We start from the raw sequence: 15854 nt of genomic DNA, 5'->3' as shown, positions 1-15854 counted from the left end.
GGGGGACGTTAGGGTCCGCGACGTGACCGAATTCGTGAGCCTGTCCGTGGACGACGGCGTCGGGACGATCCGGATCGACCGGCCGCCGATGAACGCCCTGAACCGGCAGATCCAGGGTGAGCTGCTGGAGGTGTCCGACGAGGCGGCGACGCGCGCCGACGTGCGCGCCGTCGTCGTGTACGGCGGGGAGAAGACCTTCGCCGCCGGTGCGGACGTCAAGGAGATGGCGTCGATGTCGTACTCCGACATGGCGCCGGTGGCCCGGAAGCTGTCCGCCGGGCTGGGGGCGATCTCGACGATCCCGAAGCCGACCGTCGCCGCGGTGACCGGCTACGCCCTGGGCGGTGGCCTGGAGGTCGTGCTCGGCGCGGACCGGCGGATCGCCGGGGACAACGTGAAGCTCGGCTTCCCGGAGATCCTGCTCGGCATCTTCCCGGGCGGCGGCGGCACCCAGCGCGCCGCGCGGCTGATCGGGCCGAGCCGCACCAAGGACCTGATCTACACCGGTCGCATGGTGAAGGCGGAGGAGGCGCTGGAGATCGGCCTGGTCGACGAGATCGTGCCGGCCGACGAGGTCTACACCCGCGCGGTGGCGTGGGCGTCGCAGTTCACGGCCGGTCCGGCGCTGGCCTACGCGGCGGCGAAGAAGGCGATCGACAACGGCCTCGACACCGACCTGCGCACCGGCCTCGACATCGAGTCGGAGCTGTTCGCCGGCGTGTTCGCCAGCGACGACGCGTCGACCGGCATGGCGTCGTTCGTGGAGAACGGCCCGGGGAAGGCCACCTTCACGGGGCGCTGAACCGACGTTCCCCGCCCGGCGCCGCCGGGCGGGGAGGCGTCCCGCGCCGTGACCGAGCCCACCGACGGTTTCCGTCGGACCGTTCTGCAAAACTCCTACTCATGAGTTCGGACCCGGCGCCCACCCCGCACGCCACCGCCGAGCAGGTCGAGGCGGCCTGGCGCGACCCGAAGCTCGCGAACGTGCTTTACCACGACTGGGAGGCGGGCACCTACGACGAGAAGTGGTCGATCAGCTACGACGAGCGCTGCATCGACTACGCCGCCGGACGGTTCCGCGCCGCCGCCCCGTGGGACGGCCGCCCCTACCTGCGCGCCCTGGAGCTGGGCAGCGGCACCGGGTTCTTCCTGCTCAACCTCATGCAGGCCGGGGTCGCCGAGCGCGGCGTCGTCACCGACCTCTCGCCCGGGATGGTGCAGGCCGCCATCCGCAACGCCGAGGGGCTGGGCCTCGACGTCGAGGGCCGGGTCGTCGACGGCGAGCACATCCCGTTCCCGGACGACAGCTTCGACCTCGTCGTCGGGCACGCGGTGCTGCACCACATCCCGGACGTCGAGGCGGCGTTCCGCGAGATCCTGCGCGTGCTGGAGCCGGGCGGCCGGTTCGTCTTCGCCGGTGAGCCGACGACCGTCGGCGACGCCTACGCCCGCACCCTGGGGCAGTGGACCTGGAAGGCCACGACGACCCTCACGAAGCTCCCCGCACTGCAGAGCTGGCGGCGCCCGCAGCACGAGCTCGACGAGTCGTCCCGCGCGGCCGCGCTGGAGTCCGTCGTGGACATCCACACCTTCGATCCCGCGGACCTGGAGCGCACCGCGCGCCGGGCCGGGGCCGACGGCGTCCGCGCCTCCACCGAGGAGTTCTCCGCGGCGATGCTGGGGTGGCCGGTGCGGACCTTCGAGGCCGCCGTCCCGCCCGGCAAGCTCGGCTGGAACTGGGCGATGTTCGCCTACCACGGCTGGCAGCGGCTGTCCTGGGTGGACGAGCACCTGCTCTCCCGGGTGGTCCCGCGCAGCTGGTTCTACAACGCGCTGGTCACCGGCACCAAGCCGCGATGACGGCCGCGCGATGACCAGCCTGCCGGAACGGGCCCGGTCACGGGCGCGGGACGCCACACTCGTCGACGTGGAGCACCCGCTCGAGCCGTTCTGGCGCGGCATCATCGCCTACCTGCTGCTGACGCTGCTCACGGTCGTCGGGATCACGCTCTACCACCTGCGCACCGGCTACGTGCTGCCGCTGGCCGCGCTCGGCGTGCTGCTGGTGATGACGGTGTGGACGGCCGTGACGTCCTGGGGCTACCTCGGCGGCCTGCCCGGCAGCCCGGACCGCCGGGGCCGTCTCGCACTCGCCGATCTAGCCGTCTGCGTCGCGATCATGGCGACGACCCCGTGGATCGTCACCCGGGCCCACCTCGACGACGGTGCGCCCGGCATGGGCTCGATCTGGACCTCCGGCGCGGTCCTCGCCTGCGCGGTCGCGTTCCGGATCCGCGGCGGGGTGCTCGCCGCCGCGGCGATCTCGGCCGCGCTGGTGCTGTCGAAGGAGCGCTTCGGCGCGCTCGAGCTGGGCGACATCCAGCTGCTGGTGCTGGCCGGGCTGACCGTCGGGTTCGCGTCGCACGTCCTGGAACGCACCGCGGCCCGGCTGCGCAGGCTCGCCGCGGAGCAGGCGGCGGCCGCCGAGCGGGAACGGCTCACCCGCGCGGTGCACGACGGCGTCCTGCAGGTGCTGGCGCACGTCCAGCGCCGCGGCGCCGAGCTCGGCGGGGGCGCGGCGGAGCTCGGGCTGCTGGCGGCGGAGCAGGAGACCTCGCTGCGCGCGCTGCTGTCCGGCCCCGGGACGACCGACGCGTCCGGTCGGCGGGACCTCGGTGCCGCGCTGCGGATCCTGGCGTCGGACCGGGTGACGGTCTCCGCGCCGGGCCACCCGGTGGAGCTGGCCGCCCTCGTCGTCGACGAGGTGGAGGGCGCGGTCCGCGCGGCGCTGGCCAACGTCGCGCTGCACGCGGGGCCCGGTGCGCGGGCCTGGATCCTGCTGGAGGAGCTGCCCCGCGCGATCGAGGTCAGCGTCCGCGACGACGGTCCCGGCATCCCCGACGGCCGGCTCGCCGAGGCCGTGGCCGAGGGCCGGATGGGGGTCTCGCGGTCCATCCGCGGCCGGGTCGAGGACGTCGGCGGTGCGCTGACCCTGGACACCGGGCCCGAGATCGGTACTGAATGGGTGATCAGGCTCGAACGGGGGGACACATGACCGAGGGCGAGGAGACGCCGATCCGGGTGATGGTCGTCGACGACCACCCGATCTGGCGCGAGGGCGTCGCACGGGACCTGACCGAGCGGGGGTTCGACGTCGTCGCCACCGCCCCGGACGCCCCGGCCGCCGTGCGGATCGCGGGCACGGTGCGGCCCGACGTCGTCCTGATGGACCTCAACCTCGGTGCGACGTCCGGGGTACAGGCGATCGCGGAGATCGCGGAGCGGAGCCCGGACTCGCGGGTGCTGGTGCTGTCGGCGTCCGGCGAGCACGCCGACGTCCTGGAGGCGGTGAAGGCGGGCGCGCTCGGCTACCTGGTGAAGTCCGCCGGCGTCGACGAGCTGCTGGAGGCGATCCGGCGCACCGCCCGCGGCGTCGCGGTGTTCACGCCCGGGCTCGCCGGGCTGGTGCTGGGCGAGTACCGACGTCTCGCCGAGACCCCGAAGCCCGCCGACGGCTCGCCGGCGGTGCCCGCGCTCACCGAGCGGGAGACCGAGGTGCTGCGGCTCGTCGCGAAGGGCATGACGGCCCGCCAGATCGCGGCGAAGCTCGTCGTCTCGCACTGCACCGTGGAGAGCCACGTGCAGAACACCCTGCGCAAGCTGCAGCTGCACAACCGCAGCCAGCTCGTCCGCTACGCCATCGAGCAGGGCCTCGCCGACTGACCGGGCGCGGGGGACACCCGGGTCACGATCCGGTCACGGGACCCGGCACACTCGGAGGTGCCCCCCGAACGACGCTCCCGCCCGGAGACGCCCGTGACCGACCCGACCGCGATGATCGGGTACGTGCTGGACAGCCCCTGGCTGCTGCCGCTGCTCACGCTCGCCGTGATCTGTGACGGGCCGCTGCCGTTCCTGCCCAGCGAGCCGGTGCTGTTCAGCGCCACGGCGACCGCCCTCGCCGACGGTGACCGCTGGCGGATCGCGGCCCTGTTCGGCGCCGCGCTGCTCGGGTCGCTGCTCGGTGACGGACTGCTCTACGGTGCGGGCCGCTCGTCGAACGCGGTGGTGCGCCGCCCCCGGCGCGACGACGGCATCGGCGCCTGGGTGCACCGCCACCTGCACCGACGCCCGGTCGTCGCGCTCGTGGCCACCCGCCTGCTGCCCGGTGGCCGGCTCGCGAGCGTGTCGGCGGCGGGCCGCGTCCGGCTCCCGTTGCGCGCGTTCCTGCCGGCGACGGTGGCCAGCTCGGTCGTCTGGAGCACCTGGATGACCGGGATCGGGGTGCTCGTGGGGCCCTTCACCCGCGGCGACCCGCTGCTGTCGGTGCTGGCGGGGTTCGTGCTCGCGACGATCGTCGCCGCCACCGCCGGGCTGGCCCGCCGGATCGTCCGGGCTCGCCGGCTCGCGACGGTGCGCTGACGGCACGACGCCCGCAGGGGTGGCGCCCGTTCGGGCGTCCCCGATGCGTTGCGCGGCATGCCAAGCTGTTCCGTCCGGCCGAGCGGACGGAACGGGAGACCTGCACGTGCGCGACGACCAGACCGTCCGTACCGGAGTCGTCGTCGTGGGGGCCGCACCCGTTCCCGCGGGTGCCGACGTCGTCGCCCGGGCCGGGCCCGGGCCCGCCGAGTCGGTGGCCGCGACCGTCGCGCGGCTGGTGCCGTCGCTCGTCGTCGTCGGGCTCGGGGCCCGCGACGCCGGGCTCGCCGCGATCGCCGCGGTGCTGGCCCGCACCCCCGGGATCCCGGTCCTCGCCGTCGTGGACCCCGGCGCCGACCACACCCTCGTCCTCGACGCCGTCCGCGCCGGTGCCACCGGCGTCGCGGCGACCGACGACCCGGCCGAGCTGGCCGGCATCGCGGCGGCCGCCACGGCCGGGCGGCCCGCGTTCTCCCCGGGGCTCGCCGCGGTGGTCCTGGAGTCGGTGGCGGCACCGGCGGTCGCGGTGCCCGCACTGAGCCCCCGCGAGTCGGAGGTGCTGCGGCTGGTAGTCGAGGGGCTCACCGCGAAGCAGATCGCGGGCCGCCTGGTGCTCTCGCCGCGCACCGTGGAGAACCACGTGCAACGGCTGCTGCGCAAGTTCGGCGTGCCCGGTCGCGGTGCGCTCGTCCGGCGCGCGATCGAGCACGGTCTCGCCTAGAGAGACCGGCCCGGCCGACGGGGTGCGTCGGCCGGGCCGGTCGGTGGTGCCGGTGGATCAGGCCGGGGTGTCGATCAGCTGCTTGGTGCTGCGGCGGAAGGCCCAGACCACGACCAGGGCGGCGAGCACGGTCAGCGGGGTGCCCATCGCGACCTTGGTGATCGCCAGCCAGGTGGTGGAGTCGGCGAGGTACAGCCACTCCTTGACGACGAAGCGGGCGCCGACGACGGCGGCGGCGGCGAGGGTGGCGACGTCGTGTGCGCGCAGGACGGTCCGGTCGCCGCGCCAGTCGTGGGTGCCGCCGTGCACGGCGTTCCAGACCAGGCCGCTCAGCGGGCGCCGGGCGAGTACGGAGCCGAAGGTGACGAGGAAGCCGGCGGCCGCGGCCCAGATCCCGATCAGGAAGAAGTCCTTGGCCGAGCCGGTCCAGGCCACGACCCCGGCGGCGACGGCGACGCCGGCCAGGCTGCCCGCCGCGGCGGTGAGCTTCTCCCCGCGCACCGTCCGGAAGACGGTCAGCGCCAGGCCGGAGCCGATCGCGATCGCGATGGTCAGGGGCAGGGACAGGAACGCGTTGGCGGTCACGAAGACCACGACGGGCAGCGTCGAGTAGACGAACCCCATCGGGCCGCCCATCTGGTCGAGCAGCGTCGGCTTCGGCTGCCCGGTGGCCGCCGTGGCGTCGGCTGTGTCTGCTGCGGCGGGGACCACCGGGATCGGCCGGGTCGCCACGTCGTCGATGCGGTGGGGGGCGTGGTCCTGGACGGTCATGGTCTTCGAACCTCTTCCGCCGGGGAGCGGGGTGAGCTGTCCCCAGCAGAAGGTGTGCCGCTCCGGCACCCTCAACCCGATCGTGACCTACATCACATGATGAAGGCGGGTTCGACGGCCTCAGCGGTCGGAGCGGGCGTCGTAGAGCCGCCGGGACCACAGGTAACCGACCGCTGTGACGGACAGGCACCACCCGACGGCGAGGGAGGCGCTGGTGCCCAGGTCGACCGCGTCCCCGGGGGGCGCCCAGCAGTGCCCGCAGGGCGTCGATGACCGGGGTGAAGGGCTGGTACTCGGCGAACCAGCGCAACCCGGCGGGCACGACACCGGTCGACCGTCGACGGCCGCCCCTTCGGGATCCGGTGTCGTCGGAGTCTCCTCCGAGGTCGCCCACGGCCGCGCCGGTCCCGGGAACGACCAGCCTCCGGGCGCGCTGCGACCGGTGTCGTCCGCCATGGTCCGTCCCGACGTGGATCGATGTTGTCGAGTCCTTCGGCGAAGGTGGCCCTTCCGCCCGGGTCCGGCATAAGGATTGGCCGCCGGGGCGCAAACATCGTGCTCGGCCGGCGGTCACCGGCCGGGCAGAGGCGCATAACGGGAGGTAGCGCGCCCCACCCCGGGGTGCCTCGCCGAACAGGAGATCCGGTGACTCTCGCCGAACTGGTCCCGTCGCTGCGCACCACGCTCAACGCCCGCCTCGCGCCGGGGATCTGGCCGTCCACGTCCCGGACCACCTCCGCCGGGGACCTCCGTATCGGCGGCGTCGACGTCCACGAGCTCGCCAACCGCTTCGGCACCCCGCTGCAGGTCCTCGACAGCGCCGACATCCGGTCGCGCTGCCGTGCCTACCATGACGCGCTCCCCGGCGCGGAGATCATCTACGCCGGGAAGGCGTTCCTCTGCCGCGGCACCGCGCGCCTGGTGGCCCAGGAGGGATGCTCGATCGACGCCTGCTCCGGCGGCGAGGTCGCCGTCGCGGCCGCCGCCGGGGTCCCTGGTGAGCGCATCCTGCTGCACGGCACCGTCAAGACCGACGAGGACCTCAAGGCCGCGTTCGCCGCCCGGGTCGGGCGCATCGTCATCGACTCCGTCGGTGAGATCGACCGCATCGCCGCTGCGGCGCCACGCCGCCAGAAGGTGCTGCTGCGGGTACGTCCCGACATCGACGCCCGCACCCACCCGGGCCTGACGACCGCCACCGCGGACTCCTGGTTCGGCATTGCCGCCGGGGAGGTCCTCGCCGCGGTCGGCCGGATCCTGGCGCGTCCGCAGCTGCGCCTGATCGGCCTGCACTGCCATCTCGGCTCCCAGGTCTGCTCCATCAGCCGCTACGAGGCCGCCGCGACCCGGATGGTCGAGGTCCTCGCCGCCGTCCGGGCCCGCTACGGCCTCGAACTGCCCCAGCTCGACCTCGGTGGCGGTCACGCCGTCGGCTACGCCGAGGGTGAGCGGTCCACCGACCCGGTGTCGTTCGGCCGCGCGGTGCGCCGGGCCGTCTCCGGTGCGTGCACTGCCCACGGCATCGCCGAGCCGCAGCTGCTGGTCGAACCCGGCCGGGCGATCGTCGCGCGCGCCGGTGTGACGCTCTACCGGGTCGCCGCCGTCGAGCGCAGCGGCGGTCGCAGCACCGTGCTGGTGGACGGTGGCATGAGCGACAACCCCCGCCCGGCCCTCTACGGTGCCCGCTACCCCGTGCGGCTCGTGGGACGCGCCACCAGGGCCGACCTCGAGCCGATGCGGGTGGCCGGGCGGCACTGCGAGTCCACCGACGTCCTCGCCGACGCCGTGCGGCTCCCCGCGGACCTCACGGCCGGTGACGTGCTGGCGATGCCGGTCTCCGGGGCCTACCAGGCGTCGATGGCCTCGACCTACAACCAGATCCCCCGCGTCCCGGTGGTCGCCGTCAGTGGCGGTGCGACGCTGCCGTTACTGCGCCGCGACACCCCCGAGGACCTCCTGCGTCGCGACATCGGATGACGCTCACGACCGGCCGGGCGGCCGCACCGCCGCGCGAACTGCTGCTCGACGCCTTCGAGCACGTCCTGCTGGACGGGGGGCCGCGATGCGCGACGACCGCCGCGGTCGCGCACCGCGCCGGGATGTCGAAGGGCGGGCTGCTCCACCACTTCCCGTCCCACTCGACGCTGGTGCACGCACTCTGCCGGCGCCTGGAGGATCGAGTCGCGCTCGACCTGAGTCTCATGCGGGCCGCCCCGGCCGGGCGGGTGCGCCACTACCTGGGCACCTGCCTCGCCGAGGCGTCCCCGCTCAACCGCACCTTCGTCGCCGTCACCCGGCTGCGCGACGCCGCCGACCCCGAGGCCGGGAGCGTCCACCGCGCGGCGCTCCAGGCCTGGCGCACCGCGCTGCGCGAGGAATCCAGGTCCCGTGCGGACGCCGATGTGGTCCTGCTCGTCGGCCACGGTGCCCGCCACGGCGCCCTACCCCCACACGAACCCGGAACCGGCACCGGCCCGGCGAGCGCACTGGCCGAGGCCGTGGACGCGCTGCTGCTCGGCGGACCGTGCGAGCACCGTCCGGGGGCGCGGTGAACGAGGGCCGGGCCGCGCCCGCTCATGCCCCCGGGTGCTCGTCCCGGTTCCCGGGGGCCCGCACCTGCTCGGCGAGGGTGACCGCGACCAGCAGCTGTTCCGGGCCGGGCCGGCGCACCCGGGTGCTCGCGGTGAGCAGGAACCGCCCGTCGTCGGGGCCGCTCCCGGCCGGGAGCTCGATCACGTCCATGGTCGGGAGCCCCTCCCGTGCCACGTCGATCCGGCGCCGTCCCCACGTGAGCGAACCGTCGCGATGCAGCACCGGGCTACCAGGGGCGTCCCCGGTACCCACCGGCCCGTGCTCGTAGCGGGCCCCGTCCACGTCGAGCACCTCGACGATCATCGACTCGACCGTGGCCACCAGGTCCCGGGCGGACGAGCCGTCCGCCGCCATCCGCGCGGCGTGCGCGACCCCCTCCAGGTATCTCTGCCTGCCCTCCGACCGTGACCGGTGGCGACGCCCCCACCAGCAGATCTCGGTGACGGCGACCCCGATCGCCAGCAGCAGCACGGCCGTCTCGATGTCGGCCGCGGTGCGGATCGCGAACGCGTAGTAGGGCACGGTGAGGAAGAAGTCGAACGCCGCGGCAGAGGAGACCGCAGCGAGCAGCCCGGCCACGCGGTCCCCGGCGACCGCGGTCGCCACGATCACGAGCACGAGTACCAGCGCGGCGCTGGTGTTGGCGAGCACCGCGCGCAGCTCGCCGGCGCCGTAGGCGACCACCACGGGGCCCACCGCGCCGGCCCATCTCATCGTCGTGCTCTCGGTCGCCGGCATCGGACCAGCACAGCCCTCGGCGTGACCCGGGACAAGCCCTGCTGACGGGATGTTGACGGGTATCGCGGTGCCCGGTCCTGGCACCCGTTCACCCGTGACGAGTCCCGACGGAGTGGACCTGCGGCACCGTCCGGATCATGGTCCCGCTCGCCGCGGTGGCCGCGATCGTGCTCGTCGCCGGCGGGGTCGTGCAGTCGCTGCGCGCGGGCGTCGAGGTCACCGGTGTGGACGGTGCGACCCACACACTTCCCCTGGCTCCGGCCGCGTCGCAGGAGGCGGTCAAGGAGCTGGGCACCAACGGGGGCGGGATCTTCAACGCCAACTCCGCGCACCCGTTCGAGAACCCGAACCCGTTCACCAACATCGTCGAGATCTTCCTTGCGCGGCGACGGCCTCACCGCCGGTCCGGTCGGCTCCGTCGACCGCATCCGCACCCTCGCCGACGACGTCGGTGCCACCTTCCACGCCGTCGTCGGCGACGGCGAGGCCGGCGCCGTGACCCGGGCGCTGCTGGACTTCGCCCGCGGGGTCAACGCCACCCAGCTCGTGCTCGGCACCTCTCGTCCGCAACCAGGGAAGGCTCGTCGACCGTCGGCAGATCCTGCACGACGTGTGGGGGCCCTCCGACGACACCGAGACGCACTCTCTCCGGGTCCACCTCGCCCAGATCCGGCGGAAGCTCGAGCCCGTGCCCGCCGCTCCCCGATACCTCATCACCGAAGCCGGGATGGGATACCGGTTCGAGCGGTGACCGGAGGGGACGGGCACGAGCCGTCCGGCGGCGTCAGTGGCGGCCGCGGCCCTTCCCGCCGAAGACCTTCTTCAGGGTCTCCTGCGCCTTCGCCCGGTTGCGCGGGTCCTGCGCGTAGCGCTTCGCCTGGTCGGCGTACTTCCTGCCCTGCGGGCTCTTGAGGAACTCGGACACCTTCTGGAACAGGCCGGGCATTCATCTCTCCTGGTTCTCGTCCGGAGGTCCGGGCGGGCCCCGGTCACCCGAACGGTACCGACATCCCGGGCGTGGGCCGCCGGTCCCGGTGCCGACCGACGGGGCGGGCGGGTCGTGCGGGCCGGTGTGGACACCCCGGCTAGGCTCGATCGCCGAGGCCCGGTGCGGCCTGCCGCCCGCTCGCCGTCAGGCGTGGTGAACGCACCGACCACGGTCGTCGCCGGCGTTCCAGCGGTGTCCGTCCAGCAACGCGGGCACTGGACCGATGACACCGTGGACAGGCCGACGATGGACCTCACCACCGACGCTGCCAAGGCAGCGGCCCGCTCACTGCGAGCCGATCTCGCGGAGCAGCACGTCATGAGCAGCCATGCCCGCGCGCTGGAACTGGTCGCTCACCAGCTCGGGTTCCGTGACTGGAACACCGCGAGCGCGGTCCTGGACCGGAGCCGGGACGACGCAGCGGGGCTCGGCGCGCCCGTTCCGATCCTGCGCGTCCAGCGCTTCGACGACGTCCGCTCGTTCTACCTGCACCACCTCGGGTTCGTCGTCGAGTGGGAGCACCGGTTCGAACCCGGCATGCCGATCTACGCCCGCCTGGCCCGTGGGGCGACGAGGCTCGACCTGTCCGAGCACCACGGCGACGGAACTCCCGGTTCGGCCGTGTGGGTACCGGTGGCCGACGTGACGGCGCTCCACCGGGAGCTGCGCCGGACGGCGCACCCGTCGATGCGGCCCGGGATCGAGCAGGACGCCCCGGGCGGCCCGACCCTGACCGTCATCGACCCGTCGGGGAACACGCTGCGCTTCTGTGAGGCGGGCTGACCCCGTATGGGTCATGTGGAACTGCAGGACGTCGACCACGTCCTGGCGCGTCCCTGGGTCTGCCCACGCCAGGACCACCGGGCGGCTACCGACTCAGGCGGGCCCGAGTTCGAGGAGGGTACGGCCGTCTGAGACCGGGGGCGTGGTCGCGGAGCGCGAGCCCGGCACCGTCGGCGAGCGCGGCGAGTCGTCCACGGTGCGTTCGCCGCCGCCGAAGCACACGAGCCGGTCCCGCGCCACGGTCAGCCCGACCGTGGGCGGCGGCGCAGCCTCCACCGGTACGCGTCCGTCGCGGCAGCGAACAGTAGGAGCACGGCGAGGACCGCGATCGCCCATGTCGGCATCCCGAGCCCCGCCACTCCGGCCAGGAGGGCCAGGCAGATCAGGGTCACCCAGCCGACCGGTAGCTCGCGTGGTCCGTCGCGGTCACCCGTCGACCCGTGGTCGTCGTCCTGTGCCACGGTCGTTCTCCTGATGGCGGTTACGCCCGGCCGCTCGTGAGCTGACTGGCGCGCTGATGCGAGACCCCGATGGCGTCACCGAGATCCCGCATCGACAGGCCCTGTCGCTTCAGCTCGACCGCCGCTTCACGGAGCTCGGTGGCCGCGGCGGACCGAGCCTCGGACTCCACGCGGCGCAGTCGCCGAGCCTCGGCGAGGTGCTTCGCCGCGGTCTCGGGCAGATCCACCTCGACGTCGAGCGCCGCGTCGGACTCGCCGGTCATGATGTAGATCAGATCGATGGCCATCTCCGGCACCTCGGCCAGGGTGCGGGCCTGGGTGACACGGTCGATCTCGACGACGTGGACGTGCCACACCTTGTCGGCGCGGCTCACGTCGACGGTGTAGCTCATGTCCGCCACCAGCCCTTCCCCAGTTCGGTCTCGCACTCGTCGACCTCGCGATGACGTGGGATCGGGATGATCGTCGTCCCGATCCGGTAGACGGTGTGCTCGGCGCCCTCGCGGTCGAGGCCGAAACTCACGCTTCGGCGCTCCGCCTCGCGGCTGATGCGCTTCACGATGTCTCTCGCCTCGTCACGACTGTGGTCTACCCCGCACTGGACAACCAGAGTAGGAATTGTCGACCCCCGAGCTAGACGGCAGTGATTCGAGCTCTGCCGGCCCGGCCGCACAGCGGCGCACGACCTGAACGATCAGCTCGGAGGCCCGGCCCGACCGGATCGCGATGCCGGACGAACGGTCTGGCTGCAGCTGAGCTGTTCGAGACTGCGGTCGGCCGGCACTACCGTCGTGGTCATGGACCGGGTCGACGCCGCGCACCGGCAGCCGTCGTACGGGGTGGGCCTGGAGTGGGGTGCGGCGGGAGCCGCCGCGCTCGGTCCGGGGCGCCACGTCGCGGTCGTCGTCGATGTCCTCAGCTTCACCACGACGCTCACGGTCGCCGCGGACCGCGGGATCTCGGTGTACCCGTACCGGTGGCGCGACGCGGCGGCAGCGACGTACGCGGCGGAGCGCGGCGCGGTTCTCGCCGTGGGCCGTTCCCGGGCCCGTCCGGGAGAGATCAGCCTGTCCCCGGCGAGCGTCCGCACCGCGCAGCCGTCGCCGTCGCGCCTGGTCCTGCCCTCGCCGAACGGTTCGACGATCTCCGCGCGGCTCGCCTCCGGTTCGACGGAGGTGATCGGGGTCTGTCTCCGTAACCGGCAGGCCGCCGCGGAGTGGTTGTGCCGCCGTCGTCGTACGGATCCGGCCCTGCGGGTGGCGGTGATCGCCGCAGGGGAGCGGTGGCCCGGTGGTGCGCTCCGCCCCGCCGTCGAGGACCAGTGGGGAGCCGGAGCGCTGATCGAAGCGCTCGTCGAACGGTGTTGGGACGACCTGTCACCGGAGGCCGGGTCGGCGGTCGGAACCTTCGACGCGATCGCCGACGACCTCGGTGGGGCGCTACGTCACTGCGCCAGTGGCCGTGAGCTGGTGGACCTCGGTCACGAGGACGACGTGCGGACGGCCGCCGAGCTCGATCACAGCGAGTCCGTCCCGTTGCTGAGCGGAGAGGCGTTCCTCGCGAGCTGACCCCGGACGCCGGCGGGTCACCGTGACTCGGGATCCTGGCCCCGGGCGGCCCGCCCCCCCCGTCGACCGGCAGCACGACCCCGCTGACGAAGGCGGCGGCGGGGGACAGCAGGTAGGCCACGGCGTCGGCGACCTCCTCCGCGCGCCCGACACGGCCCAGTGGATGGATCTCGCCCATCTCCTGCCGCGTCCGGGCCGCGAGTTCGGGGCCCTGCCGTTCGAGCAGGTCCTCGTAGCGGTCGGTCGTGATCGAGCCCAGGGCGACCGCGTTGACCCGGATCCCGTCGGGGCCGTGGTCGACGGCGGCGGCACGGGTCAGCCCCTCGACGGCTGCCTTCGCCGTCGCGTAGGGAAGTGCGCCTCGTACGGCGCGCTGTGCCTGGTGGCTCGACACGTTCACGATCGACCCGGCCGTGCCGCGGTCCCGGAACCGGCGTACCGCGACGGCACAGCCCACCAGGACCGGTGCGAGGTTCGCGTCGACCAGCGCGACGAGATCCTCCGGCGGTCCTGTGTGGAGGTCGGCGTCGCGGAAGACGGCGGCGTTGTTCACCCAGCCCGCGAGCTCGCCCGTCCGCTCCGCGAGGTCGGCCGCGCGTTCTGCGATCGCCGGGTCTCCTGCGCTCCCGGTGACGGCGGCGACCCGGTCGCCTGCGGGGTGGGTGCGGGTCCAGCCGAGCTCGTCGGGGTCCTGTTCCAGGACGACGACGGCGTGGCCCTCGGCGAGCAGTTTCTCGGCGATGGCGCGACCGACCCCGCGGCCGGCGCCGGTGACGACGTACGACGAGACCATGGGCGCCATCATCCCGTCCGCGTGATCGCGTGCTCGTCGGAGGCGGTGCCGTCGCGGGTCAGCCGCGCAGCCGGTCCAGGACCGCGTCCAGGACGGCCGGAACGTCGGGCGCCGACAGCACGTCGACCGGCGGCGTCGTCGCCTCCGGAGCCCGGTGCGGCACGGTCGCCCCGCGCGCCGGGCCGAACCCGGTGTCCACGGTCAGCGGTGTCGGCGTCGCCGTCAGCGACCCGGGCGCGACGCACTCCAGCAGGGCGACGGCGTCGTGCAGTGCGACGGCGTCGCGGCCGTACCGGTCGCGGTAGAAGTCGCGGTAGGGCGCGATCATCGCCCGCAGCTCGGCGCACACCACGTCGCCCGCGGCGAGCGCGTCGAGCCACTCCGGGCCGGCGGCGCAGCCCAGCGTCGTCTCCAGCGGCACCAGTGCGACCGGCACCCGGTCCTGGGTGAGCACGCGGTGCGCGGCCTCCGGGTCGGCGTGGACGTTGAACTCGGCGGCGCCGGTGACGTTGCCGCCGCCGATCGCCCCGCCCATGACGACGATCCGGCCGATCCGGCCGGTGAGCTCGGGATGCGTGGCGAGGAGCAGGGCGGTGTCGGTCAGCGGGCCGATCGAGGCGATGGTGACCGGCTCGGTGGCGTCCTCCAGCACCCGCGCCATCAGCTCGATCCCGGAGCCGGGGCGCGGCGCGACCGGATCGGGCAGGTGCGCCGCGCGCCCGCCGAGGCCGTCCTCGCCGTGCACGTGACCGGCCCGGCGCTCCAGCCGATGCACCAGCGGCCGCTCGGCACCGGTCCCGAGCGGCACGTCGGTGCGGCCGGTCAGTGCGAGCAGCCGTCCGGCGTTGTCGAGGGTGCGGTCCAGCCCGACGTTGCCGAACGCCGCGACGACCGCGCGGACGTCCACCTCGGGGCTCCGCAGGGCGAGGACGAGCGCGACGGCGTCGTCGACGCCCGGGTCGGTGTCGATGATCAACGGGGGCACCCCGGCAGGGTACGGCCGGACCGCGGCACCCCCGCGGACTCACTCGCTGCGGGTGGGCTCGTCCTCGTTCTCGGCGTCGAGCTCGGCGGCCGCCGCCCCGGTGACGCCGGAGTCGTCGGTGGAACCCGCCGGGCGCGGGTTTCCCTCGTGGTCGCGTTCCTCGCGGACCGTCCCGGTCCCGCCGGAGGTCAGCTCGCCGGTGCCGACGTCGGATCCGTCGTCGGGCTCGCGGTGCTCGGTCACGTGGGTGCCTCCCGTCGTCGTGTGCAGGCGGAGGTACCCGCGGAGCGCGCACCGCACACGCCTAGGGTCGGGTCCGTGCGACCGCAGGACGATCCGGAGCAGGCCCGGCTGTTCACGCTCACCTCGCTGCGCTGGATCCTGCGGCACCGCGCCTTCACCCCCTGGTACCTGCGGCGGTACTGGCGGCTGCTGGTGCTGCGGGTCCGGCACCCGCACGTCGTGCTGCGCGGGATGGTCTTCCTCGGCAAGGGCGTGACGCTGGAGGCCCGCCCCGGCCTGGGCCGGTTGGAGATCGGGCGCTGGGTGCACATCGGCGACGGCACCGCGCTCCGCTGCCACGAGGGGTCGATGCGGATCGGCGACAAGGTCGTCTTCGGCCGGAACAACACCCTGAACTGCTATCTCGACGTCGAGGTGGGCGCGGCGACGCTGGTCGCGGACTGGGTGTACGTGACGGACTTCGACCACCGCACGGAGGACGTCCACCGCCCGATCAAGGACCAGGGCATCGTCAAGTCGCCGGTGCGGATCGGCGAGGGCTGCTGGCTCGGGGTGAAGACCTCGGTGCTGCGCGGGACCCGCATCGGGTCCGGCTCGGTGCTGGGTGCGCACGCCGTCGCCCGCGGGGACCTGCCGGCCGAGTCGATCGCCGTCGGGAGCCCGGCACGGGTGGTGCGGGACCGCCGCGCGGACTTCGAGGCCGCGGCCGCCGAGCGCGCCGCCGTCGCGGACATGGCCCGCAAGGCCGACCGGGCCCTGCGCGCCCGGCTCGACCGGGCCTGACACCCG

Annotated in this window: 19 protein-coding genes and 3 pseudogenes; 14 read left to right on the top strand and 8 right to left on the bottom strand. The window is 74.0% G+C overall.

The window, feature by feature from the left end; all coding sequences use genetic code 11:
• Window positions 1-22: 22 nt before the first annotated feature.
• From Ae150APs1_RS10300 to Ae150APs1_RS10275, 6 genes are all read left to right on the top strand, one after another.
• On the top strand, window positions 23-802 hold the full coding sequence (locus tag Ae150APs1_RS10300) for an enoyl-CoA hydratase/isomerase family protein (protein WP_010240165.1): 780 nt from the start codon (window positions 23-25) through the stop codon (window positions 800-802).
• A 101-nt stretch (window positions 803-903) separates the two neighbouring features.
• Window positions 904-1860, top strand: a complete 957-nt coding sequence (locus tag Ae150APs1_RS10295; RefSeq protein WP_075297208.1) for a class I SAM-dependent methyltransferase — start codon at window positions 904-906, stop codon at window positions 1858-1860.
• Between the two features lie 10 nt (window positions 1861-1870).
• Window positions 1871-3055, top strand: a complete 1185-nt coding sequence (locus Ae150APs1_RS10290) for a DUF5931 domain-containing protein (RefSeq protein ID WP_083680049.1) — start codon at window positions 1871-1873, stop codon at window positions 3053-3055.
• On the top strand, window positions 3052-3723 hold the full coding sequence (locus Ae150APs1_RS10285; RefSeq protein ID WP_075297206.1) for a response regulator transcription factor: 672 nt from the start codon (window positions 3052-3054) through the stop codon (window positions 3721-3723). The genes Ae150APs1_RS10290 and Ae150APs1_RS10285 overlap by 4 nt, the downstream gene beginning before the upstream one ends.
• 93 nt (window positions 3724-3816) lie before the next feature.
• Window positions 3817-4422: a VTT domain-containing protein gene (locus tag Ae150APs1_RS10280; protein WP_010240155.1), complete on the top strand. Its 606-nt coding sequence runs from the start codon at window positions 3817-3819 to the stop codon at window positions 4420-4422.
• Window positions 4423-4528: 106 nt separating this feature from the next.
• Window positions 4529-5143 carry a response regulator transcription factor gene (locus Ae150APs1_RS10275; protein WP_139316863.1) on the top strand — a complete coding sequence of 205 codons (615 nt, stop codon included), beginning with the start codon at window positions 4529-4531 and terminating at the stop codon, window positions 5141-5143.
• Between the two features lie 57 nt (window positions 5144-5200).
• Here the strand turns inward: Ae150APs1_RS10275 and Ae150APs1_RS10270 are convergent, their stop codons facing one another.
• On the bottom strand, window positions 5201-5914 hold the full coding sequence (locus Ae150APs1_RS10270) for a DUF3159 domain-containing protein (protein WP_139316862.1): 714 nt from the start codon (window positions 5912-5914) through the stop codon (window positions 5201-5203).
• A 645-nt stretch (window positions 5915-6559) separates the two neighbouring features.
• On the opposite strand from Ae150APs1_RS10270, the gene lysA reads away from it, so the two are divergent.
• Both lysA and Ae150APs1_RS10260 read left to right on the top strand, forming a co-directional pair.
• Window positions 6560-7891, top strand: a complete 1332-nt coding sequence (lysA, locus tag Ae150APs1_RS10265; RefSeq protein ID WP_083680048.1) for a diaminopimelate decarboxylase — start codon at window positions 6560-6562, stop codon at window positions 7889-7891.
• On the top strand, window positions 7888-8466 hold the full coding sequence (locus tag Ae150APs1_RS10260) for a TetR/AcrR family transcriptional regulator (RefSeq protein WP_075297202.1): 579 nt from the start codon (window positions 7888-7890) through the stop codon (window positions 8464-8466). Before lysA ends, Ae150APs1_RS10260 begins: the two co-directional genes overlap by 4 nt.
• Window positions 8467-8488: 22 nt before the next feature.
• Here Ae150APs1_RS10260 and Ae150APs1_RS10255 read toward each other — a convergent pair whose 3' ends face one another.
• Window positions 8489-9244 (bottom strand): DUF4118 domain-containing protein, encoded by a 756-nt coding sequence (locus Ae150APs1_RS10255; protein WP_075297200.1) that lies wholly within the window; start codon window positions 9242-9244, stop codon window positions 8489-8491.
• Between the two features lie 116 nt (window positions 9245-9360).
• On the opposite strand from Ae150APs1_RS10255, the pseudogene Ae150APs1_RS31130 reads away from it, so the two are divergent.
• The 3 pseudogenes from Ae150APs1_RS31130 to Ae150APs1_RS31120 all read left to right on the top strand — a co-directional run.
• Window positions 9361-9624: pseudogene (locus Ae150APs1_RS31130) on the top strand (potassium-transporting ATPase subunit KdpA); the annotation flags it as partial.
• Window positions 9623-9808: pseudogene (locus tag Ae150APs1_RS34295) on the top strand (hypothetical protein); the annotation flags it as partial. The pseudogenes Ae150APs1_RS31130 and Ae150APs1_RS34295, both read left to right, overlap by 2 nt.
• A pseudogene (locus Ae150APs1_RS31120) lies at window positions 9804-9995 on the top strand (helix-turn-helix domain-containing protein); the annotation flags it as partial. The pseudogenes Ae150APs1_RS34295 and Ae150APs1_RS31120, both read left to right, overlap by 5 nt.
• Window positions 9996-10028: 33 nt before the next feature.
• Here the strand turns inward: Ae150APs1_RS31120 and Ae150APs1_RS31975 are convergent.
• Window positions 10029-10190: a hypothetical protein gene (locus Ae150APs1_RS31975; protein WP_168170448.1), complete on the bottom strand. Its 162-nt coding sequence runs from the start codon at window positions 10188-10190 to the stop codon at window positions 10029-10031.
• A 195-nt stretch (window positions 10191-10385) separates the two neighbouring features.
• Here Ae150APs1_RS31975 and Ae150APs1_RS10240 point away from each other — a divergent pair, with 195 nt between their 5' ends.
• Window positions 10386-11015 carry a glyoxalase superfamily protein gene (locus Ae150APs1_RS10240; RefSeq protein WP_249266290.1) on the top strand — a complete coding sequence of 210 codons (630 nt, stop codon included), beginning with the start codon at window positions 10386-10388 and terminating at the stop codon, window positions 11013-11015.
• A gap of 242 nt (window positions 11016-11257) precedes the next feature.
• On the opposite strand, the gene Ae150APs1_RS10230 is transcribed toward Ae150APs1_RS10240, so the two are convergent.
• The 3 genes from Ae150APs1_RS10230 to Ae150APs1_RS34290 are packed head-to-tail and all read right to left on the bottom strand — an operon-like array spanning window position 11258 to window position 11999.
• On the bottom strand, window positions 11258-11476 hold the full coding sequence (locus Ae150APs1_RS10230) for a hypothetical protein (RefSeq protein ID WP_075297196.1): 219 nt from the start codon (window positions 11474-11476) through the stop codon (window positions 11258-11260).
• A gap of 20 nt (window positions 11477-11496) precedes the next feature.
• Window positions 11497-11868, bottom strand: a complete 372-nt coding sequence (locus Ae150APs1_RS10225) for a hypothetical protein (protein WP_075301941.1) — start codon at window positions 11866-11868, stop codon at window positions 11497-11499.
• Window positions 11865-11999, bottom strand: coding sequence for a hypothetical protein (locus Ae150APs1_RS34290; RefSeq protein WP_256385582.1), 135 nt, complete (start codon window positions 11997-11999; stop codon window positions 11865-11867). Before Ae150APs1_RS34290 ends, Ae150APs1_RS10225 begins: the two co-directional genes overlap by 4 nt.
• Before the next feature lie 274 nt (window positions 12000-12273).
• Between Ae150APs1_RS34290 and Ae150APs1_RS10220 the strand changes: the two genes are divergently transcribed.
• Entirely contained in the window at window positions 12274-13044 is a 771-nt protein-coding gene (locus tag Ae150APs1_RS10220) for a 2-phosphosulfolactate phosphatase (RefSeq protein WP_075297194.1), read from the top strand.
• 851 nt (window positions 13045-13895) lie between these two features.
• Here Ae150APs1_RS10220 and Ae150APs1_RS10210 read toward each other — a convergent pair.
• Together Ae150APs1_RS10210 and Ae150APs1_RS31115 are read right to left on the bottom strand one after the other, a co-directional pair.
• Window positions 13896-14822, bottom strand: a complete 927-nt coding sequence (locus Ae150APs1_RS10210; protein WP_075297192.1) for a nucleoside hydrolase — start codon at window positions 14820-14822, stop codon at window positions 13896-13898.
• A 39-nt stretch (window positions 14823-14861) separates the two neighbouring features.
• Window positions 14862-15065, bottom strand: a complete 204-nt coding sequence (locus Ae150APs1_RS31115; RefSeq protein ID WP_083703225.1) for a hypothetical protein — start codon at window positions 15063-15065, stop codon at window positions 14862-14864.
• Between the two features lie 75 nt (window positions 15066-15140).
• Here Ae150APs1_RS31115 and Ae150APs1_RS10200 point away from each other — a divergent pair, with 75 nt between their 5' ends.
• On the top strand, window positions 15141-15848 hold the full coding sequence (locus Ae150APs1_RS10200) for an acyltransferase (RefSeq protein ID WP_010232477.1): 708 nt from the start codon (window positions 15141-15143) through the stop codon (window positions 15846-15848).
• The last annotated feature ends 6 nt before the right edge of the window (window positions 15849-15854 follow it).

It is taken from the genome of Pseudonocardia sp. Ae150A_Ps1 (genome assembly GCF_001932315.1).
Classification (GTDB): Bacteria; Actinomycetota; Actinomycetes; order Mycobacteriales; family Pseudonocardiaceae; genus Pseudonocardia.
The sequence above is the reverse complement of the archived record's forward strand: the minus strand, read 5'-3'. Positions and strand labels throughout refer to the sequence as shown.